Genomic DNA, 18807 nt, shown 5'->3' with positions numbered 1-18807 from the left:
GTCGGGGGCGGACCTAAGGTGTCGTTCGGGAGAACAGGATGAACGCTCTTCGAGAACTTACAGTACGACCGCTTGCCGGATTGCCCATGTTCGCCGCGGGGCAGTCTATTGCGCAAGCGATTTGCACCGCGCTCGTGGCCCAGGGTGACGGCTTACGCGATGGCGATATCTGCGTGGTTGCGCAGAAGATCGTCTCCAAGATCGAAGGGCGTTCAATCGACCTTGCGGCGCTGACGCCGGGAGAGGAGGCGCGGGCTCTAGCGGAGCGGACCGGGCGCGATCCTGCCATGGCGCAGGCGATCCTGGACGAGAGCGCCGAGATCATGCGTCCGCATCCGGCCGCGATCATCGCCCGGCATCGCACCGGCCATGTGCTTGCCAATGCCGGGATCGACGCCAGCAATGTCTCCGGTGGAGATGCGGGCACGGTGCTGCTCTGGCCGTGCGAGCCAGATGCGTCTGCGCGGCGCCTGCGCGCGGAACTGGCCGAGGCCAGCGGCGTGCGGGTGGCGGTGGTGATCGCCGACTCCATGGGCCGCGCATGGCGCATTGGCACGGTGGGCACCGCGATCGGCTGCGCGGGGCTTGCCGTGCTGGAGGACCGCCGAGGGCGCGGCGTCGATCTCTACGGCCGTACGCTGCAGGCAACGGTGATTGCCGTGGCGGACTCGATCGCAGCTATGGCGACGTTGGTCATGGGCGAGGGGGACGAAGGCACGCCGGTCGCCATCGTGCGGGGCGCAGGCCGCTGGACCTGCGAGGATGACGGACCGGGTGCGGTGAGCGGCCTGCGTCCAGTGGAACAGGACATGTTTCGATGACGGGCAAGCACGTACTCGCTCTCAGCGGCGGTGTCGGCGGGGCTAAGCTGGCGGCGGGGCTGGCGGCAGTGCTCGCGCCGAAAGACCTCACCATCGTGGTCAATACGGGGGACGACTTCGAGCACCTTGGCCTGACGATCTGCCCGGACATCGATTCGGTAACTTACGCACTCGCGGGGCTCAACGACACGGTGCGCGGCTGGGGCGTGAAGGACGAGACATGGCAGGCCATGGCCATGCTGCGCGCGCTGGGCGAGGCGGACTGGTTCAACCTCGGCGATCGCGACATGGGGATGCACATCGCCCGGTCCTGGCGGCTGCGCGCCGGCGATACCTTGTCGCAGGTGACCACGCGGCTGACGCGCGAACTCGGTATCGCGCACGCGATAGTTCCCATGAGCGATGCCCCCGTGCGCACCCAAGTCGGCACTGCGCAGGGGTGGCTGGACTTCCAGCGCTATTTCGTCGCCGAGCAGTGCCGGCCGGTGGCCACCGGCGTGCGGTTCGACGGCGTTCCCGGTGCTGCGCCATCGCCCGCATTCGCCGAGGCACTGGCCCGCGACGACCTTGCCGCCATCGTCATTTGCCCCTCGAATCCGTACCTCAGCGTCGATCCGATCCTCAGTCTCGAAGGTGTGCGCGAGGCACTAGTGCGGCGGCGAGTTCCTGTGGTGGCGGTATCGCCGCTGGTCGGCGGCGCGTCGATCAAGGGACCGCTCGGCAAGTTGTTGGGAGAACTGGGCAGGCCCGTTTCCAACGTCTCGATCGCCGATCACTACTCCAATCACCGGGGCGATCTTCTCGACCATCTGGTGATCGACGAGGCCGATGCCGCCGATGCGGGGGGCTTGCGGGAGAGGGGCCTTTCGGTCACCGTTTGCCCAACAGTCATGTGCCACGCCGGTGACCGGGAGAGGCTTGCGCGCGAAGCACTGATCGCAGCCGGTATCGAAACAGGATGACCATGGCACGCGACGACGAAGCACTGATAACCCGTCTCCTCACCGCGCCACTGGACGATGTTCTCGCCGAGGCACGGATGCGGCGCGACACCCGCTTCGGAGCGCTGACACCGGCACGGATGACCTATTCGCGCAAGGTCTTCATCCCGCTGACCCGGCTCTGCGCCGACGTATGCCACTACTGCACCTTCGCGACGACGCCCTCCCGGCTGCATGCCCCTTATCTGACCGAGGAAGAGGTGCTGGACATCGCGCGGGCCGGGCTCGCGGCGGGCTGCAAGGAAGCGCTGTTCACGCTCGGCGACGCGCCTGAGCGGCGTTATTCAGCCGCGCGCGAGTGGCTGGAGGAGCGCGGCTTCACGCGCACCATCGACTACGTGCGCCACTGTGCGCAGCGGGTTCTGGAAGAGACGGGCCTGCTTCCGCATATCAATGCCGGGGTTCTGGAGGAGGCCGACTGGCGGATGCTGCGCCCGGTCGCGGCATCGGTCGGGCTGATGCTGGAGAGTACGTCCGAGCGCCTGCTCGACAAGGGCATGTGCCATCATGGATCGCCGGACAAGGTCCCCGCGGTTCGTCTCGCGTCGCTGGCGGCGGCAGGGCGGGCGCGGGTGCCGACCACGAGCGGCGTCCTCATCGGCATCGGCGAGACCCCGCGCGAGCGGATCGAGGCGCTGATCGCCCTGCGCGATCTGTACGAAGAGCATGGGCACCTGCAGGAAGTCATCGTCCAGAATTTCTGCCCGAAGCCCGGCACGAAGATGTCCGGCGCTATCGAGGCGAGCGAAGCGGACTTCCTGCGCACCATCGCCGCCGCGCGGATCGTGCTGCCGGACAAAGTGTCGGTGCAGGCACCGCCGAACCTCAATGATGAGCGCCTCGTCGAACTGATCGACGCAGGCATCGACGACTGGGGGGGCATCTCCCCGGTGACGCTCGATCACGTGAACCCCGAGGCGCCCTGGCCCGAAATCGCGCGGCTTGAGGCGGTCTGCGCCCGGGCCGGGCTGCCGCTGGTAGAGCGGCTGACGATCTATCCGCGCTTCGTTGAGGCGGAAGGCTGGCTCGATCCGGCGATCCGATCTGCAGTCCTGCGACTTGCCGATGCCGATGGACTGGGGCGCGACAGCCGCTGGAGTCCCGGCATCACGGACCGCGCGCCGGGGACAGTGCACGCGCCGCTTGGCATGCGGCACGACGGCCCGGTGGCGGCGCGGCTGCACCGGATACTCGATCGCGCGGCAAGCGGCTTTGCGCTCGGCGAGGAAGAGATCGCCGCGCTGTTCGCGGCTCGGGGCAGTGCTGCGCAGGCGGTGGTGGAGGCGGCGGACGCCTTGCGGGCCGAGGTGCGCGGCGACGTCGTCACGTACGTCGTCAACCGCAACATCAACTACACTAACATCTGCACGCATGCCTGTTCGTTCTGCGCCTTTTCGAAGACCAGCAGCAAGGCGGGCTATCGTGACAAGCCCTACGACCTCGACCTCGAGGAGATCGCCGGCCGCGCCCGTGAGGCGGTGGCGCGCGGGGCGACCGAAGTTTGCCTGCAGGGCGGCATCCACCCGCGCTACACTGGCGAGACCTACCTCTCGATCCTGCGCGCGGTGAAAGATGCGTGCCCGGACCTGCACGTCCATGCCTTCTCGCCGCTGGAGGTCAGCCAGGGTGCCCGCACGCTGGGGATGCCGGTCTCGGATTATCTGTCCATGCTGCGCGATGCGGGGCTGGGTTCGCTCCCCGGTACGGCGGCGGAAATCCTGTGCGACGATATTCGCGAGAAGATCTGCCCGGACAAGCTGACGACCGCCGAATGGCTCGATGTGGTCGGTTCGGCGCATCGGGTGGGGCTGCCGACCACATCGACGATCATGTTCGGACACCTCGAAAGCCCGCTGCACTGGGCGCGGCATTTGCTGGCTTTGCGCAATCTGCAACTCGACACCGGCGGTATCACCGAGTTCGTGCCGCTGCCGCTCGTCCACATGGAGGCGCCGTTCTACCGCAAGGGCCAGTGTCGCAAGGGGCCGACCTGGCGTGAGGCAGTGATGATGCATGCGGTCGCCCGGTTGGCGCTGCACGGGGCGATCGATTCGATACAGGTCTCATGGGTCAAGCTGGGCATGGACGGGGCGGCGGCGGTGCTGGCGGCAGGCGCCAACGACCTTGGCGGAGTGCTGATGGACGAGAGCATCAGCCGCGCGGCCGGAGCCTCGCACGGGCAACTGGCTGAGGTTTCCGACATGCGCGCGGCGGCGGAGAGCGTCGGACGCAAGCTGCGGCAGAGGACGACGCTTTATGGAGATGTGGGAGTGATGGCCTGACCCTTCGACAAGCTCAGGGTGAGCGGGTTTAGTGTAAACCTCCAATCCCGCTCAGGCTGAGCTTGTCGAAGCCCCGGCGTTAAAACGCCAGCCCGGTTCTCACATCGCCCGGATATGCTGCCACATCGGCTCGGGCATCCAGGTATATTCGATGTAGTGCCCGAAGACCTTGCGCGCATCGAGGTACAGGAATTTCAGTCCGCCCTCCGGCTCGCCCGACAAGTCGCGCTCCATCGCGATCGGGAATTCCTGCGCGTTCACCCGCGAGCGGAAGTCGGCCCAGTCGGGCACCCGGAAGCAGATGTGATGGAAGCGCAAGGGGCCGCCATTCGACAGGCAGTTGGCAAAGATGCCGACCTCGTCGATCTCGCTCTCGATCAGTTCATATTGCAGGTCGTCGATCCAGATGAAGCAGATGCGGCTTTTCTGGCGCTTCGGCCCCGATGGCGTCAGCACGGTCTGGTCGACCGGGATGATCGTCGGTTCCTTTTCCAGCCCGCGCCCTCGGAACAGGTCGATCCCTGCTTCAATGTCGTCACAGACATAGGCGTTCTGGTAGTGCAGCCCTTCGAGCATCTCAGCCCTCCCGCGCGACGTCGTAGCGTGACAGGTAGCGCTCGAACAGCGGCTCCAGCGCCTCCTTGCTCAGCCCGTATTGCGCCAGCTTGTATTCGTGGCGGCCGAACTTGTCCTGCGGGTTGTCGTCCACCCACTTCTGGACTCCGGCCTCGGCCTCGGCGGTCCATTCGTCGCCCAGCGCCGCGTAGACCTTCTTCGTTGCGGCGACCGGGTCCTCGACGATGTCGGCGTAGTGGACGTCGATGATCTTGTCCTCGCCGTACTTGTCGCGGAAATCCATGATGCGGTTGGCGTGCTCGGCCGCCTGCCAGGGGTAGTCCTCGGCCAGCCACTCCGCATCGATCCGGCCCATGTGCGCCTGATGGCTGAGCGAGATCACCGAGCACAGCGACCCCGTCGCGGTGAAGGGATCGCGGTGGGTCCAGATCACGCGGGCGTCGGGATAGACCTTGAAGATCGTCTCCAGCCACAGCGAGTGGCTGGGCTTCTTGACGTTCCAGACGCCGGTGGTGTGCTGCTGCAGAACCTGCAGGAACTTCTTGTGGTACTCGTAGGCGCTGGTCATGTCGCACGAGAAGATGAAGTCCTTGTAGAGCGGCAGCTTGCCCTTGGACTCGATCATCAGCGTCTTGAAATCGTGCGCCATGAAGAACACGCATTCGTTGGGGTAGACCGCCGAGCCGCGATAATACTTGCCCATGGCGGGGTTGGCTTCGAGCGCGGCCTTCTCCTGCGCGAGCCGGGTGGTCGCGCGCGGGTCGGTCGTCAGCAGGGCGTTCGAGGTGACCGGGGGCACCGGATCGTCGATCTCCCAGGTCAGCGGCGAACGACGCGAGGGATCTGCGGCAAGGAGATTCGACATCAGCGTGGTGCCGGTGCGCGGCACGCCCATGACGAAGACCGGGCGCTCTACAGGGCGCTGCAGCAGTTCCGGATTCTCGCGCAGGTATTGCGAGACCTTGAGGCGGCCGCGTAGGTAATGCAGCGTGTCGTTCCGGGCGCGGGCGATGCCGCCTTCGCTCATCCAGCCCTTGGCGATGCCTTCGTTGAACGACTGGGTGAAGACGTCGAAGCCCTCGCGCCAGCTGTCGTTGTCGAAGCTGTCGATCCCGGTTTCCTTCATCGCCTGCTCGACGAGGGCATAGCCCAGATGGTGCTCAGTGGTGGTGGCGGTGGTGGCCATGGTGTGGTTGTCCCCTTCCCGGCGGCCGATCGTTCGGCCTTTCATGGGCATGAGATAACCTGTCGATGCCCCGCCGTGGCAACGCGGATGACCCGTCAAAACCAGACCTTCTGTCGAATTCGGGTCAAGACCCGACAGGCTCGGTGAGGACGCGCCCCTGCCTCTGGCGGAAGGTGCTGGGGCTGGCTCCCACGGCGCGGCGGAAGGCGAAGGTGAAGCTGGAGGGAGAGGAGAACCCCATGGTGAAAGCGATGGTCTTCACGCTCTCGCCCTCCATCAACAGGCGCTTGGCGGCCTCCATGCGGCGCTGCTCGATGTAGTCGCCGATCGAGCAGGCGCGGCTGACACGAAACCCTCGCGTGAGTTGGCGCACCGACAGCGCACACAGCTTCGCCAGTTCCTCCAGCGACGGCGCGGCAAGGTCGTCGGCAAGGCGCTCGTCGATCAGCCGCAGCCGCCAGCCTGACAGGCCGCCGGTCATCGGACGCTCGGCCACTTCAAGGCAGTGACGGCCCAGTTCGATCGCCAGTTCGCCGCCGAGAAAGTCCAGCATCCTCTGCGCGGCGAGCCCGGGGTGGCGCACTTCGGCGGTGATGCGGAACAGCAGCGCGCGGATCTGCGCACTGCCGATGTCGAGCGCGGCGGCAAGGTGCGGATCGTCCCAGGTCAGGCGATGGCCGACGAGGTCGTGGACCAGTCCCGCGTCGATGGTGCAGGTCAGCGATGCCTGCCGCCCCGTGCCGCCTTTGATGTGGAGTTCCTCGCCCGGCGGCAGCACGAAGATGTCGCCCAGCCGTTCCAGTCGGTGCGGTCCCCATCGCTTGCGATAGCCGCCGCGCGATTGCAGCGGACGGGGGGTGAGGCACATGTTGACGTGGTAGTCCCGGCCGACCGCATGGACGGTGTTTGTCGGGTCGGGAATGTCGAAGCGCACGATCTGCGCGATCACGCCGCGCGTTTCCAGTTGCGCGTCGATGCTCATCTTCGAACGATGCGCCTCGGGCATCCTCATCTCCATCAGCGTCATCTTCGGCAGGTCGGCCGCAATGTGTCCCGGACGCCACGTTAGGGCCCGAATTCTATGCCTGCCGCGCTTGCCGGGCAATCCTCTCGCGAGGAACATCGCGCCGGTGAACACGCCGCGATGATGGCACGGTTTGGGACAGAGGAAGACAAGGATGGCGAAAAGCCTGTTCGACTGCGCGGGCAAGGTGACGGTGGTGACCGGCGGTAACGGCGGCATCGGCTTCGGCTTCGCGATGGGCGTGGCGAAGATGGGCGGCGACCTCGCGATCTGGGCGCGCAACGCCGAGAAGAGCGCGAAGGCCAAGGCCGAACTCGAAGCGGCCGGTGCGGGGAAAGTCGTCGCCTATCAGGTCGATGTTTCGGAAGAGGTGAACATCGCCCAGGGTTATGAGGCGGTCATGGCCGACTTCGGGCGGGTGGACTGCGTCTTCGCGAATTCCGGGGCTTCGCCGCGCTACAACTCGGTCTTCGAGATGCCGACCGATCACTGGTACGACTTCCAGAAGACCGCGCTGCACGGCGCCTTCTTCACCTTGCGCGAAGGTGCGAGGCTGATGAAGGCGCGCGTCGAGGCGGGGGACGAATCGGGCGGAAGCCTTGTCGCCTGCGGCTCGCTCTCGCTGTTCCAGGGCCTTGCGGGGAAGATGGAATATGCCTCGTCCAAGGCGGCGGTGGCGGCGGCGATCCGCTGCCTTGCCATTGAACTGGCCCCGCTCGGCATTCGCGCCAACGTGGTGGCGCCGGGCCTCGTCATCACGCCGATGATGGGAGAGGGCGCACGCGCCGATGCCGTTGCGCAGCACTTCGCCCCGACGATACCGATGAAGCGCACCGGCTTTCCCGCCGACTTCGAGGGCATCGGCGCCTACCTGTGCTCGGACGCCAGCAGCTTCATGACCGGTGAGACGATCACCATCGACGGCGGATACATGGTCCGGCCGTAAACGCGGCGGACCGGCAAGGAGAGAGGCGTATGGAACTGCTCAGGATCCACGGCTCGGGCGATGTCAGGCTCGACCCTTATGAACGTCCCGCGACGGGGCCGCTCGACGTGGTGGTGAAGATGAAGTCGGTGGGCATCTGCGGCTCCGACCTTTCGTATATCAAGATCGGCGGCATTCCGACGCCCGGTACGCTGACGGCGCTGGGCCACGAAGGCGCGGGCGAGGTGATCGAGGTCGGCGCGGGGGTCGAGGGCATCGCGGTCGGTGATCCGGTGGTCGTCAACCCGATGATGACGCCGGGCAACATCGGCTCCGGCGGCCCGGAAGGGGCCTTCACGCAGGAATTGCTGGTGCGCGAGGCGCGGCTGGGCGAATCGATCCTGCCGATCCCCGACGGCATCGACTACGATGTCGCCGCCATGTGCGAGCCGCTTGCCGTCGCCATGCACGGGGTCAATCGGGCCGAGGTGAAGCCCGGCGACAAGGTCGTGGTGTTCGGCTGCGGGCCGATAGGGCTCGGCATGCTGCTGTGGCTGATCGATCGCGGGGTGACCGACGTGGTGGCGCTCGACCTTTCCGAGGAGCGCCTGGAACGCGCCCGCGCGCTCGGCGTGCGGGCCGCGCTCAACCCGGCCGAGGTGGACTTGCGCGCGGAACTGGCGCGCCTTCATGGCGAAGTACCGAGCTATGGGCGCGTGGGCGTCGGCACCGATGCGTACATAGACGCGGCAGGGGCGCCGAACATCCTGACGCAAGTGATCATGATGGCGAAGTTCCACGCGCGCCTCGTCATCACCGCCGCCTATATGAAGCCGCTGGAGTTCCCGGCCGGCCGCATGCTGACCAGCGAGATGACCATCACCACCGCCGTCGGCTACCCCACCGAAATGCCCGAGGTGATCGCGGCCATGCCGCGCCTCAAGGACAAGATCGCCGCGATGATCAGCCACAAGCTGCCGTTCCGCGACGTCATGAAGGGCCTTGAGATCGCGGCGAGCCCGCAGTCCGCCAAGGTCATGATCAGCTTCGAGGAGGTCTGAAATGAGCGACGTAAAGGATGCAGGACCCAAGCTGGCCGGACTGGTGCGCGCAGGCGACGAGCAGGCCGAGGCGATCCGGGTGACCGACTTCATCTTCCAGGCGAACGACATCTCCAACGCCTACCTCGTCACCACCGCCGAGGGTGACGTGATGGTCAACACCGGCTTCATGGACAATGCCGAGCGCACCAAGCGCCTGCTGACGCCGCACCGGACCGGGCCGCTCGCCTTCGTGATCCTCACGCAGAGCCATGCCGACCACTACGGCGGCTTGCCGGAATTCCTCGAAGACGGCACGCAAGTGATCGGCGGCCCCGGCTTCAACGAGGCTTTGGCCGACATGAACGGCCTGCAGGCCTTCTTCGGGCCGAGAAGCCGCAAGCTCTGGGGCTCGACGCTCAAGCGCGGTTCCACGCCCAAGCCGCCGCCGCACGTCGTGCCGGACATTCTCGTCGATCGCCGCCTGACGCTGGAACTCGGCGGGCGCACCTTCGAGCTGATCTCCACGCCTGAGGGCGAGACGGTGGACAGCCTCACCGTCTGGCTGCCGAAGGAGAAGATCGCCTTCACCGGCAATGTCTTCGGTCCGGTGTGGCTGTCGATGCCGTTTCTCAACACCCTGCGCGGCGACAAGCCGCGGCTGGTGCGCAATTACCTCAAGTCGCTGGAGACCATTCGCGATCTCGGCGCCGAGATCGTGATCACCGGCCACGGCGAGGCGATCGTCGGCAAGGATCGCATCCGCGCCGACCTCGACAAGCTGCACGCTGCGGTGTCTCACGTGCGCGACTATACGCTGGAGGGCATGAAGGCGGGCAAGGACGTCCACACTCTGATGCGTGAATTCGCTTGGCCCGAGGGGCTGGAGATCGGCGAATTTCACGGCAAGGCGAGCTGGGCGGTCAAGTCGATCTGGCGCGAGTATTCGGGCTGGCTGCACTATGAGGACGGCACCACCGCGCTCTACGGCGTGCCGCGCAGCAGCATCGATGCGGATCTTGTCGAACTGGCGGGCGGGGCGGCAAACCTTGCCCGGCGGGCGCAGGAGAAGCTGGACGGCGGCGCAGCGCTGGAAGCCGTGCACCTTACCGACATAGCCCTCGGCGCGGAACCGACCAACGCCGAGGCCATCGCCGTCCGCAAGGCCGCGCATGAAGTCTTGCTGGCCGAGAGCGGCGGACGCAATCTGTCGGAAACGATGTGGCTGCGCGCTGAAATCGCGGAGATGGAAGCGAAACTCTGAGGGCGTCCGGCGGGGGCTTCGACAAGCTCAGCCTGAGCGGATTTGAGAGGTTTACACCACCTCCGCTCACCCTCAGCTTGTCGAAGGGGCAGGCACAGCCTGTCGACGCCCCCGCCGCACACCCCATCCTCAATCGTCGATCCTGACCATTCCGCCCAGAACCGGTCCGCCCGCGACGGCGATGGCTTCGCCGGTGATGTAGCTTGCCGCATCGCTGACGAGGAAGCCGACGAGCTGCGCCACGTCCTCGGGCTGGCCGTAGCGGCGCAAGGGGAAGACATGCGCGGCGTTGTCCGCGTCGAAGCCGGTTTTCTCCCACCCGGCGCGGGCCTTCTCGGTCGCGGTCATCCCGGGGGCGACGGCGTTGACGCGCACACCTGTTGGCCCCCACTCGGCAGCCGCGACGCGCGTGAACATCTGGACGCCCGCCTTGGCCGCCGAATAGGCCGCCACGCCCTGCGTTCCGTGCATCCCGGCGACCGAGGACACGTTGACGATGCAGCCTTTCACCTTGCGCAAATGCGGAAAGGCCGCCTGCGAGGCATACATCGCCGAGTTCAGGTTGAGTGCGATGTCGCGGTCCCACTTGGCCGGGTCCATCTTCGCGATGCCGACGTGGCCATGCGCGCCGCCCGCGTTGTTCACGAGGATGTCGAGCCGCCCGAAATGCACTGCTGCCGTCTCGACCATGGCCTGTACGGGCGCCAGTTCGCGCACGTCGGCCTCCACCGCCAGACCCTTGCGGCCGAGCGCTTCGATCTCCGCCACCACCGCGTCGAGCGGCGCGCGCTTGCGACCCGCCACTGCAATGTCCGCGCCGCGCCGGGCCAGCAGCAGTACGATGGCCCGGCCGATGCCGGTGCCGCCGCCGGTCACCAGCGCCACGCGGCCGGTCAGGTCGAATTCCTCGAACATCCTTTTCTCCTCTCCCTCGGGCGGTATCGCCAGCGTCGCCGCGATATTCGGGACGCTTCGGCCTTCCGGCTCTAGGCAAGCACCGCCGCACCTTATTCACTCGGGTCGGATGGCATGCGGGCATCGCCGGGATGATCGGCGGATACGGGCAGTGCCAAGGGACTCGCAGATAAAGATAGTAAATACTATCTAATGCGCATGCAACATGGGAGCGGGATGAAATGAGCGAACACGATCTACTCGACCTTGGTGGACAAGTGGCGATGGTCACCGGCGCCGGGCAGAACGCGGGACGCGGGATCGCGCTGGAACTGGCGCGCCACAATGCGGGTGGCATCGCAGTGAACGATTTCGTGCCCGAGCGCGCCGAAGCCGTAGCCGAGGAAATCCGCGCGATGGGCGTGCCGGCGCTGGCGGTGCCCTTCGACGTGGGCGATCTCGACGCGATCCGCGCTGCTGATGCCGCGATCAGGGACAAGCTCGGCGCCGCGACGATCCTGGTCAACAATGCCGGGATGGCCGGGCCGGGAGGCTCGCTGCGTCCGACCCTCAACTTCTGGGAGGAGGAGCCCTCGGCCTGGGACCGCTATCTGCGCACCAACCTCTACGGCGTCTACAATGCCTGCTTTGCGTTCATTCCGAACATGGTGGCGGCGAAGAAGGGCCGCATCGTCACCATAGTTTCGGATTCAGGCCGCGTGGGTGAGCCCAAGCTCGCGGTCTATGCCTCGGCCAAGGCGGGGGCGCAGGGTTTCGTGCGCTCGATCGCCAAGGAACTCGGGCGCTACAACGTGACCAGCAACGCCGTCTCGCTGTCCTCGCTGATGCCGGACATGCCTGCGGAGAAGCTCGCCGAAGTCATGCAGGGCGATCACGCCAGGGCGCAGATGGCCCGCTACACGATCCGCCGCTACGGCAAGTCCGACGACGTCGCCGCGCTCGTGACGTTCCTGTGCTCCGACGCGGCGGAGTGGATCACGGGACAGACCTATCCGCTCAACGGCGGTTACGCGCCTTCGATGTGAGGCAAGAGCGCGCGGTTCGCCAACCGCGCGCCTTCGCGTTCACTCGACCGTGACACTCTTGGCGAGGTTGCGCGGCTGGTCGACGTCGGTGCCCTTCACACAGGCGACGTGATAGGCGAGGAGTTGGACCGGCACCGCGTAGACCAGTGGGGCGATCAACGGGTGGACACGCGGCATCTCGATGGTCGCGATGCAGCCTTCGCCCGCCTCGGCGATGCCTTCCGCGTCGGAGATCAGCACGACCTTGCCGCCGCGTGCGCGCACCTCCTGCATGTTGCTGACGGTCTTCTCGAACAGCGGGCCGGAAGGGGCGAGGACGATCACCGGCACCGCTTCGTCGATGAGCGCGATGGGGCCGTGCTTCATTTCACCCGAAGCATAACCTTCGGCGTGGATATAGCTGATTTCCTTGAGTTTCAGTGCACCTTCGAGGGCCAGCGGGTAGTCCGGGCCGCGTCCGAGGTAGAGCACGTCGCGTGCGGGCGCGATGAGGTGCGCCATGGCGGCGATTTCCTCGTCGTGGTCGAGCGCGGCGTTGAGGCTGGCGGGTGTGGCGAGCAGGTGCTGGACGACTTCCGCTTCCTCAGCGCGGTCCATGCGCCCGCGCTTGACCGCCAGATGCGCGGCGAGGGCGGCGAGAACAGCAAGCTGGCAGGTGAAGGCCTTGGTCGAGGCGACGCCGATCTCCGGACCGGCGTGGGTCGGCAGCAGGAGGTCCGCCTCGCGCGCCATCGTGCTGGTGGGCACGTTGACGACGACGGCAATGGTCTGCCCGGCCGCCTTGCAATGCTTGAGCGCGGCGAGGGTGTCGGCCGTCTCGCCCGATTGCGAAATGAACAGGGCGAGGCCGCCGTCTTCCAGAACCGGGTCGCGGTAACGGAACTCGCTGGCCACGTCGATATCGACGGGCACTCTGGCGAAAGTCTCGATCCAGTACTTCGCGACCATGCCTGCGTAGAAGCTGGTGCCGCAGGCAACGATGGTGATGCGCTTGACCGAACCGAGGTCGAAATCGATCTGCGGCAGCGCTACCGACTGGTCGACCTGGCGCAGATAGCTGCGCAGCGTCTGGGCGACCACGGTGGGCTGCTCGAAGATCTCCTTCTGCATGAAGTGGCGGAAATTGCCCTTCTCGATCGCCACGGCCGAGGCGCCCGAGGTGACCACCTCGCGCGTCACCGGATTGTTGTCGGCGTCGTAGATCGTCGCGCCCTCACGGGTGATGACGACCCAGTCGCCTTCTTCGAGGTATGTGATCTTCTGAGTCAGCGGGGCGAGGGCCAGAGCGTCCGAACCGAGGTACGTCTCGCCGTCCCCGTAGCCGACGACCAGCGGCGAACCGAGGCGGGCACCGATCAGCATGTCCGGGAAGCGGCGGAAGGCGATTGCGAGCGCGAAGGCGCCGCGCAACTGCGGCAGGACCGCCTTGACGGCGTCTTCCGGCGATACGCCCGCTTCGACCTGCTCGGACACCAGATGCGCGACGACTTCGGTGTCGGTCTGGCTCTCGAAGGTGCGCCCGCGCGATTCGAGGGCTTCGCGTAAAGGTTTGAAGTTCTCGATGATGCCGTTGTGGACGAGCGCCAGTTCGGCGGTCGCGTGCGGGTGGGCATTGGCGGCGGTCGGCGCGCCGTGGGTGGCCCAGCGGGTATGGGCGATGCCGGTCAGGCCCGGCGCCGGATCACGCGCCAGTTCCTTGACGAGGTTCATCAACTTGCCCTCGGCGCGGCGGCGCACGAGCTGGCCGTCAAACAACGTACAGACGCCAGCGCTGTCGTAGCCGCGATATTCCATCCGGCGCAGGCCGTCGACCAGCCGGTCCGCCACGTCTTCCTTGCCGACGATGCCGATGATGCCACACATGAGATTAAGTGCCTTGGTCTAGAGAGAGTAGGGGACGCGGATGCCCGGCATGCTTGCCGGAAAATCCTTGGTATTTCGTGTAACCAGAATGCGCTGGCGCACTTGCGCAGAGGCCAGGATGATCGCGTCGGGCAATTTCAGTTTCGGTCGCTCCCGTCGCAGCGCTGCGGCATGGCGAGCGATCTCCGCATCCACTTCCTCGATCAGGAAGCCGGACAGGAATATCTCTATGTTCCTGAGAGTTGCGCCGCCTTCCTTGGAAAGAACCTCAGTCCAGACCAGCCTGCTTATGCAGGGCCGATCAACACGTGCGATCTCGGCGTGGGCGGGCGGAAAACCGTTCAGCGCATCGATCAGGATATTGCTGTCGAACGAATAACCGCTCATTTTGCAGACGGCTTCCCGCCGGATTGGGCGAGATAATGCGCGCGTTCGCGGTCATCCTGCTCGTCGAAAAGGTCCGGAAATTCGGCCTTCACCTCTTCGTAGTCGTCATCCCACGGCCGGGTCCACGAAGCGCGCTCGCGGCGTTGCCAATCTATTGGATCGCCGATGTCCTGGCGGTTCTTCCAGATGCCGAAAGCCTGATCCAGCCAGTCCTTGCCGCTCGCCGGCTGCGCCTGGGCCTTGTAGGTCGATACCGCCTCGCGCAGGACCGAGGCGCGCGACTGGCCGAGTTCGGCGGCGCGGGCGTCGAGCCAGCGGATGTCCTCGTCGGGCAAGTCTGCGAGAATGCGCGTCATGATATCGCGATATCATATCGTGATATCATCGGCAAGGCGGATGTATCGTGAGCCATGGCAGGACAATGCCGGATCGCCGATGACCGGGCGCTGTCCTGCACATTACATTCGCGTCATCAATCTCCGTCGATGAGGTTGCCCAGCGAGCCCAGCAGCGATCCCTCGCCGCGGTTCTGACCGCCGGTCGAGCCTGCCGCCGCCAGCATCCGCCCGGCGAGCCGCGAGAACGGCAGCGACTGGATCCAGACTTTCCCGGGGCCGCGCAGGCGGGCAAAAAAGACGCCTTCTCCACCGAAAATCATGGACTTGACGGAGCCTGCTCGCACCACGTCGAACTCCACGCTGGGCTGGAAGGCGGCGACGCAGCCGGTATCGACGTGCAGTTCTTCTCCGGGGCGAAGCTCGCGCTCGATCACGGTGCCGCCCATCTGGACGAAGACCCAGCCGTCGCCTTCCAGCTTCTGCATGATGAAGCCTTCGCCGCCGAACAGGCCGGTCAAGATGCGCTGCTGGAAGTGGATGCCGATGGACACGCCTCGCGCGGCGCACAAGAAGGCGTCCTTCTGGCAGATCAGCCGTCCGCCGACTTCGTCCAGCTTAATCGGCAGGATCGAGCCAGGGATGGGCGCCGCGAAGGATACGCGCGCCTTGCCTGAGCCGCGATGCGTGAAGACGGTCGTGAACAGGCTCTCGCCGGTGACGAGGCGCTTGCCCGCGCCCAGCAGCTTGCCCATGAAGCCGCCGCCCTGATCTGCCGAGCCTTCGCCGAACACGGTGGTCATGTCGATGGAGGCGTCCTTCCAGACCATCGCCCCGGCTTCGGCCACCGCGCTTTCGCCGGGGTCGAGTTCGATCTCGACGAACTGGAGTTCCTGGCCCTTGATCTCGAAATCGACGTCGTCGGAAAGCGATGAACTGCGCGTATGGCTCCAGGGGCTGTTTGCCATCGAAAATCTCCGTCGTCGGCCCACCAGCGGGCCATGTGCGATGAGACGAGGGTTTGGTTTCGGCAAGATGACTTGTCAAACCGCGCCGGTCGGATATTCTTCGCAGTTCAACGAACACTGTCTGACGATTGGCCCACGTAGAAGGGCTCGGCACAGACCGGCGCGGTATCGGTGTTTTGGGGAGAGGAAAAACACCGATGAACGCTCGAATTGCGTCTTCCGTTCTTGTTTCGCTTTTCATCGCGGGAGCGGCTCATGCCGAACCCGTGCAGCAACAGCCGCATCTTGTGGCGGCCAATTTCGCACCCGCCGCGCGGGTGACGGATACCCGCTTCGATGCGGCCGCGCATGTCCAGCAGGGCTACGATCTGATCCGTCAGGGCAAGCAGGCGCAGGCGGTCAAGCTGTTCGACAAGGTCATCGCCGATGCCGACCAGCGGCTTTCCGGCGATTTGCGCCCGCGCCTCTGCCGTGATGGCGGGGCTGGCACCGCGGGCAGCGTCGATGTCGATCCCGCACTGTGCGAGGCGCATTTCGGCAAGGGCTTCGCGCTCATCGATCTCGGTCGAGGCGATCTTGCCGAGGCTGAATTGCGGCAGGCCTCGCAGATGGCGCCGGGCAATGCCCACTTCGCCAACGAATATGCCGAACTCTTCAAGTCGCGCCGTGACTGGCAGGGAAGCTATGATCTGTTCGCCAAGGCCTGGGCCGTGGTCGACAAGTCCACGACCGGCAAGGACGCACGGATAGCAGCGCGCGCCCTGCGGGGGATGGGTTTCACCAAGGCGGCGATGGGGCAGTATGACGAGGCGGAGAAGTTCTACGACCAGTCGCTACAGTACGATCCCAAGAGCGAGATCGCGCGGGTGGAACTGAGCAATATTTCACGCCGTAAGCTCATCGGTTCCTGAGCTTTCAGTTCCCAACACCAGATCGTCATTGCGAGCGAAGCGAAGCAATCCAGGGCCGCGTAAACCGCCCTGGATTGCTTCGCTTCGCTCGCAATGACGAACGTGTTTCAGGTCGGCGGCATACCCGGCTGGATCAGCCCTTCAACTCGGCCTTCTTCTTCTTCATCGCATCATGGAAACGGTCGGCCCAGCCGGGCTTGACCAGTTGTTCCCCGCGCACGAGGCGCAGTTCGCCGTCCGCCACGTCGCGGGTGACCGCGCTGCCCGCCGCCACGATCGCGTCGGCGCCGATCTTCACAGGCGCCACCAGCGCGCTGTTGGAGCCGATGAAGGCGCGCTCGCCGATCACGGTCTTGTGCTTGAAGTAGCCGTCGTAGTTGCAGGTGATCGTGCCCGCGCCGATGTTGGCGCCCGCGCCGACCACCGCGTCGCCGAGGTAGGTGAGGTGGTTGGCCTTGGCGCCTTCGCCCAGCACGGCGTTCTTCATCTCGACGAAGTTGCCGATCTTGGACCCGGCCTTGAGCACCGCGCCGGGCCGCAGGCGAGCGTAGGGTCCGATGGCGACGCCGCTTTCGAGCGTCGCGCCCTCGAGGTGCGAGAAGGCGTGAATGACGACGTTATCGGCGACACTCACACCGGGGCCGAACACCACGTTGGGTTCGACGGTGACGTCGCGGCCGAGCTTCGTGTCCCAGGCGAAGAATACGGTTTCCGGCGCGATCAGCGTCACGCCATCGGCCATGGCCTGAACTCGGCGCGTCTTCTGCCAGCGGCCCTCGGCTTCGGCGAGTTCGCCGCGGCTGTTGATGCCGCCGACTTCGTCCGGGTCGTCAGTTACGATCACCGCGCAGGCGCGTCCTTCGAGCGTGGCGATATTGACGATATCGACGAGGTAATACTCGCCCTGGGCGTTCTCGTTGCCGACTTTGGCGAGCAGGTCGAACAGATCGGCCGACTTCACCGCCATCAGGCCCGAGTTGCACAAGCGGCAGGCGCGCTGTTCCTCGGTGGCGTCCTTGTACTCGATCATCATCGCGATGCGCCCGTCGTCATGGGCGAGCACACGGCCGTACTGCAGCGGGTCCTCGGGCTGGAAGCCGAGCACGACCACCGCCGGGGCATCCTCGGCATGGAGGCGGGCGATCATCGCGCGCATCGTCTCTTCGCGCACGAAGGGCACGTCGCCGTAGAGGATCAGCACGTCGCCGTCGAAGCCTGCCAGCGCGCCCTCGGCCTGCTGGACGGCGTGGCCGGTGCCGAGCTGCGGCTCCTGCACCGCGATCGTCGCGCGGCTGCCCAGCGCCTTTTCCAACTGCTCGCGGCCATGCCCGGCGACGACGACCTGCCGCTCGGGAGCCAACTGCGCGGCGTTCGCCAGCAGATGTTCCAGCATCGGACGGCCGGCTACGGGATGGAGCACCTTGTGCAGGTCGCTCTTCATGCGGGTGCCCTTGCCGGCGGCGAGGACGACGATTGCGAGGGGGTTACTGGCCAAAGTCATGGGTGCTCTCCTGCCAGCAAATTGTTGCGGTTTCCATCCCGAGCCTGCACTGCTTGGCGCAATGACCAGCTTTCCTTTTCAGATCGTCGGTTTCGACCTCGACGGAACCCTTCTCGACAGTCTCGGCGACCTTGGCCACGCGGTCAATCACGCCCTTTCTCTGGAAGGCCGCCGACCGGTCCCGCGCGAGGAAGTGCGCGGGTTCGTGGGCGGCGGCGCGCGCAAGATGCTCGCCAATGCGCTCGTCGCGACGGGCGGCGCGGTGGACGATGTGCGCTTCGAGGAACTGCACGATGCGCTGCTCGCCTTCTATGAGGCGAACATCGCGGTCGAGACCTGCCTGTTCCCCGGCGGCACGGCGATGCTGGACGAACTGGCGGCGTGCGGCGTGAAGATCGCCGTCGTCACCAACAAGCTGGAGCGGTTCGCCACGAAGATCTTCGGCGAACTCGGCCTGTCGGAGCGGTTCTACACGGTGATTGGCGGCGACACCCTCGGCCCCGGCCGGGCCAAGCCGCGTCCCGACCTGCTGCAGCTCATGCTGGAACGGGGCGGGGAAGGGCGTGCGGCTTATGTCGGCGACACCACGTACGACACGCGCGCGGCGGCGGCGGCGGGGCTGCCGTGCATCGCGGTCAGCTTCGGTTTCAACGACCTGCCGCCCGGCGAACTCGGCGCGTCGGCGGTGATCGACCATTTCGACCAACTCGTCCCCGCGCTCGAGCGGATCGGCAACAACGCGGGGCCGATACCCGCCTGACCCGCTTGCCCGCCCGGCGGCTT

18 protein-coding genes are annotated in these 18807 nt (G+C 66.0%); 9 read left to right on the top strand and 9 right to left on the bottom strand.

The window, feature by feature from the left end; genetic code table 11:
- Nucleotides 1-38: 38 nt before the first annotated feature.
- Genes cofE through cofH form a run of 3 tightly spaced genes read left to right on the top strand, consistent with a single transcriptional unit; the run spans nucleotide 39 to nucleotide 4104 of the window.
- On the top strand, nucleotides 39-821 hold the full coding sequence (cofE, locus tag PKE80_RS01710; RefSeq protein WP_271181015.1) for a coenzyme F420-0:L-glutamate ligase: 783 nt from the start codon (nucleotides 39-41) through the stop codon (nucleotides 819-821).
- Nucleotides 818-1783, top strand: a complete 966-nt coding sequence (cofD, locus tag PKE80_RS01705) for a 2-phospho-L-lactate transferase (RefSeq protein ID WP_271181014.1) — start codon at nucleotides 818-820, stop codon at nucleotides 1781-1783. Before cofE ends, cofD begins: the two co-directional genes overlap by 4 nt.
- 2 nt (nucleotides 1784-1785) lie before the next feature.
- Nucleotides 1786-4104 carry a 5-amino-6-(D-ribitylamino)uracil--L-tyrosine 4-hydroxyphenyl transferase CofH gene (cofH, locus tag PKE80_RS01700; RefSeq protein WP_271181013.1) on the top strand — a complete coding sequence of 773 codons (2319 nt, stop codon included), beginning with the start codon at nucleotides 1786-1788 and terminating at the stop codon, nucleotides 4102-4104.
- A 99-nt stretch (nucleotides 4105-4203) separates the two neighbouring features.
- Here the strand turns inward: cofH and PKE80_RS01695 are convergent, their stop codons facing one another.
- The 3 genes from PKE80_RS01695 to PKE80_RS01685 all read right to left on the bottom strand — a co-directional run bounded on the left by PKE80_RS01695 (nucleotide 4204) and on the right by PKE80_RS01685 (nucleotide 6884).
- Nucleotides 4204-4680: a VOC family protein gene (locus PKE80_RS01695; RefSeq protein WP_271181012.1), complete on the bottom strand. Its 477-nt coding sequence runs from the start codon at nucleotides 4678-4680 to the stop codon at nucleotides 4204-4206.
- Between the two features lies 1 nt (nucleotide 4681).
- A complete protein-coding gene (locus PKE80_RS01690) occupies nucleotides 4682-5911 on the bottom strand; it encodes a sulfotransferase family protein (RefSeq protein ID WP_271181011.1) in 1230 nt (409 codons plus the stop codon).
- A 79-nt stretch (nucleotides 5912-5990) separates the two neighbouring features.
- A complete protein-coding gene (locus tag PKE80_RS01685; protein ID WP_271181010.1) occupies nucleotides 5991-6884 on the bottom strand; it encodes a helix-turn-helix transcriptional regulator in 894 nt (297 codons plus the stop codon).
- Between the two features lie 160 nt (nucleotides 6885-7044).
- On the opposite strand from PKE80_RS01685, the gene PKE80_RS01680 reads away from it, so the two are divergent.
- From PKE80_RS01680 to PKE80_RS01670, 3 genes are read left to right on the top strand one after another with little or no spacing between them, the layout of a single operon-like run.
- Entirely contained in the window at nucleotides 7045-7836 is a 792-nt protein-coding gene (locus PKE80_RS01680) for an SDR family NAD(P)-dependent oxidoreductase (RefSeq protein WP_008831673.1), read from the top strand.
- A gap of 29 nt (nucleotides 7837-7865) precedes the next feature.
- Nucleotides 7866-8876, top strand: a complete 1011-nt coding sequence (locus tag PKE80_RS01675) for a zinc-dependent alcohol dehydrogenase (protein WP_271181009.1) — start codon at nucleotides 7866-7868, stop codon at nucleotides 8874-8876.
- A gap of 1 nt (nucleotide 8877) precedes the next feature.
- Nucleotides 8878-10119 (top strand): MBL fold metallo-hydrolase, encoded by a 1242-nt coding sequence (locus tag PKE80_RS01670; RefSeq protein WP_271181008.1) that lies wholly within the window; start codon nucleotides 8878-8880, stop codon nucleotides 10117-10119.
- A 129-nt stretch (nucleotides 10120-10248) separates the two neighbouring features.
- Here the strand turns inward: PKE80_RS01670 and PKE80_RS01665 are convergent, their stop codons facing one another.
- On the bottom strand, nucleotides 10249-11034 hold the full coding sequence (locus PKE80_RS01665) for an SDR family NAD(P)-dependent oxidoreductase (RefSeq protein WP_271181007.1): 786 nt from the start codon (nucleotides 11032-11034) through the stop codon (nucleotides 10249-10251).
- A gap of 221 nt (nucleotides 11035-11255) precedes the next feature.
- On the opposite strand from PKE80_RS01665, the gene PKE80_RS01660 reads away from it, so the two are divergent.
- A complete protein-coding gene (locus PKE80_RS01660; protein WP_271181006.1) occupies nucleotides 11256-12059 on the top strand; it encodes an SDR family NAD(P)-dependent oxidoreductase in 804 nt (267 codons plus the stop codon).
- 39 nt (nucleotides 12060-12098) lie between these two features.
- Here PKE80_RS01660 and glmS read toward each other — a convergent pair whose 3' ends face one another.
- The 4 genes from glmS to PKE80_RS01640 form a co-directional block, all read right to left on the bottom strand.
- On the bottom strand, nucleotides 12099-13922 hold the full coding sequence (gene glmS, locus PKE80_RS01655; protein ID WP_036522793.1) for a glutamine--fructose-6-phosphate transaminase (isomerizing): 1824 nt from the start codon (nucleotides 13920-13922) through the stop codon (nucleotides 12099-12101).
- 18 nt (nucleotides 13923-13940) lie between these two features.
- Nucleotides 13941-14309 (bottom strand): type II toxin-antitoxin system VapC family toxin, encoded by a 369-nt coding sequence (locus PKE80_RS01650; RefSeq protein WP_069707660.1) that lies wholly within the window; start codon nucleotides 14307-14309, stop codon nucleotides 13941-13943.
- A complete protein-coding gene (locus PKE80_RS01645) occupies nucleotides 14306-14665 on the bottom strand; it encodes a ribbon-helix-helix domain-containing protein (RefSeq protein ID WP_271181005.1) in 360 nt (119 codons plus the stop codon). The genes PKE80_RS01650 and PKE80_RS01645 overlap by 4 nt, the downstream gene beginning before the upstream one ends.
- A 116-nt stretch (nucleotides 14666-14781) precedes the next feature.
- Nucleotides 14782-15612: a TIGR00266 family protein gene (locus tag PKE80_RS01640; protein WP_271181004.1), complete on the bottom strand. Its 831-nt coding sequence runs from the start codon at nucleotides 15610-15612 to the stop codon at nucleotides 14782-14784.
- 287 nt (nucleotides 15613-15899) lie between these two features.
- On the opposite strand from PKE80_RS01640, the gene PKE80_RS01635 reads away from it, so the two are divergent.
- The gene (locus tag PKE80_RS01635) at nucleotides 15900-16523 is read left to right on the top strand and encodes a tetratricopeptide repeat protein (RefSeq protein WP_271181003.1); all 624 of its coding nucleotides are present in this window, start codon (nucleotides 15900-15902) and stop codon (nucleotides 16521-16523) included.
- Between the two features lie 133 nt (nucleotides 16524-16656).
- Here PKE80_RS01635 and glmU read toward each other — a convergent pair whose 3' ends face one another.
- A complete protein-coding gene (glmU, locus tag PKE80_RS01630) occupies nucleotides 16657-18024 on the bottom strand; it encodes a bifunctional UDP-N-acetylglucosamine diphosphorylase/glucosamine-1-phosphate N-acetyltransferase GlmU (protein ID WP_271181002.1) in 1368 nt (455 codons plus the stop codon).
- Between the two features lie 61 nt (nucleotides 18025-18085).
- On the opposite strand from glmU, the gene PKE80_RS01625 reads away from it, so the two are divergent.
- Nucleotides 18086-18784 (top strand): HAD-IA family hydrolase, encoded by a 699-nt coding sequence (locus PKE80_RS01625; RefSeq protein ID WP_271181001.1) that lies wholly within the window; start codon nucleotides 18086-18088, stop codon nucleotides 18782-18784.
- Nucleotides 18785-18807: the final 23 nt, after the last annotated feature.

The organism is Novosphingobium resinovorum (assembly GCF_027922145.1).
In the GTDB taxonomy this organism is placed as follows: Bacteria; Pseudomonadota; Alphaproteobacteria; order Sphingomonadales; family Sphingomonadaceae; genus Novosphingobium; species Novosphingobium resinovorum.
This window is presented reverse-complemented; position numbering and strand designations above follow the sequence as displayed.

Bases quoted from the DNA above. Each gene is read 5' to 3' on its own strand.
- PKE80_RS01650 (WP_069707660.1), bottom strand. From the start codon at position 14,309: ATGAGCGGTTATTCGTTCGACAGCAATATCCTGATCGATGCGCTGAAC.
- PKE80_RS01645 (WP_271181005.1), bottom strand. From the start codon at position 14,665: ATGACGCGCATTCTCGCAGACTTGCCCGACGAGGACATCCGCTGGCTC.
- glmS (WP_036522793.1), bottom strand. From the start codon at position 13,922: ATGTGTGGCATCATCGGCATCGTCGGCAAGGAAGACGTGGCGGACCGG.
- cofH (WP_271181013.1), top strand. From the start codon at position 1,786: ATGGCACGCGACGACGAAGCACTGATAACCCGTCTCCTCACCGCGCCA.
- PKE80_RS01660 (WP_271181006.1), top strand. From the start codon at position 11,256: ATGAGCGAACACGATCTACTCGACCTTGGTGGACAAGTGGCGATGGTC.
- cofE (WP_271181015.1), top strand. From the start codon at position 39: ATGAACGCTCTTCGAGAACTTACAGTACGACCGCTTGCCGGATTGCCC.
- PKE80_RS01685 (WP_271181010.1), bottom strand. From the start codon at position 6,884: ATGGAGATGAGGATGCCCGAGGCGCATCGTTCGAAGATGAGCATCGAC.
- PKE80_RS01640 (WP_271181004.1), bottom strand. From the start codon at position 15,612: ATGGCAAACAGCCCCTGGAGCCATACGCGCAGTTCATCGCTTTCCGAC.
- PKE80_RS01625 (WP_271181001.1), top strand. From the start codon at position 18,086: ATGACCAGCTTTCCTTTTCAGATCGTCGGTTTCGACCTCGACGGAACC.
- PKE80_RS01665 (WP_271181007.1), bottom strand. From the start codon at position 11,034: ATGTTCGAGGAATTCGACCTGACCGGCCGCGTGGCGCTGGTGACCGGC.
- PKE80_RS01670 (WP_271181008.1), top strand. From the start codon at position 8,878: ATGAGCGACGTAAAGGATGCAGGACCCAAGCTGGCCGGACTGGTGCGC.
- PKE80_RS01695 (WP_271181012.1), bottom strand. From the start codon at position 4,680: ATGCTCGAAGGGCTGCACTACCAGAACGCCTATGTCTGTGACGACATT.
- PKE80_RS01680 (WP_008831673.1), top strand. From the start codon at position 7,045: ATGGCGAAAAGCCTGTTCGACTGCGCGGGCAAGGTGACGGTGGTGACC.
- PKE80_RS01675 (WP_271181009.1), top strand. From the start codon at position 7,866: ATGGAACTGCTCAGGATCCACGGCTCGGGCGATGTCAGGCTCGACCCT.
- PKE80_RS01690 (WP_271181011.1), bottom strand. From the start codon at position 5,911: ATGAAAGGCCGAACGATCGGCCGCCGGGAAGGGGACAACCACACCATG.
- cofD (WP_271181014.1), top strand. From the start codon at position 818: ATGACGGGCAAGCACGTACTCGCTCTCAGCGGCGGTGTCGGCGGGGCT.
- glmU (WP_271181002.1), bottom strand. From the start codon at position 18,024: ATGACTTTGGCCAGTAACCCCCTCGCAATCGTCGTCCTCGCCGCCGGC.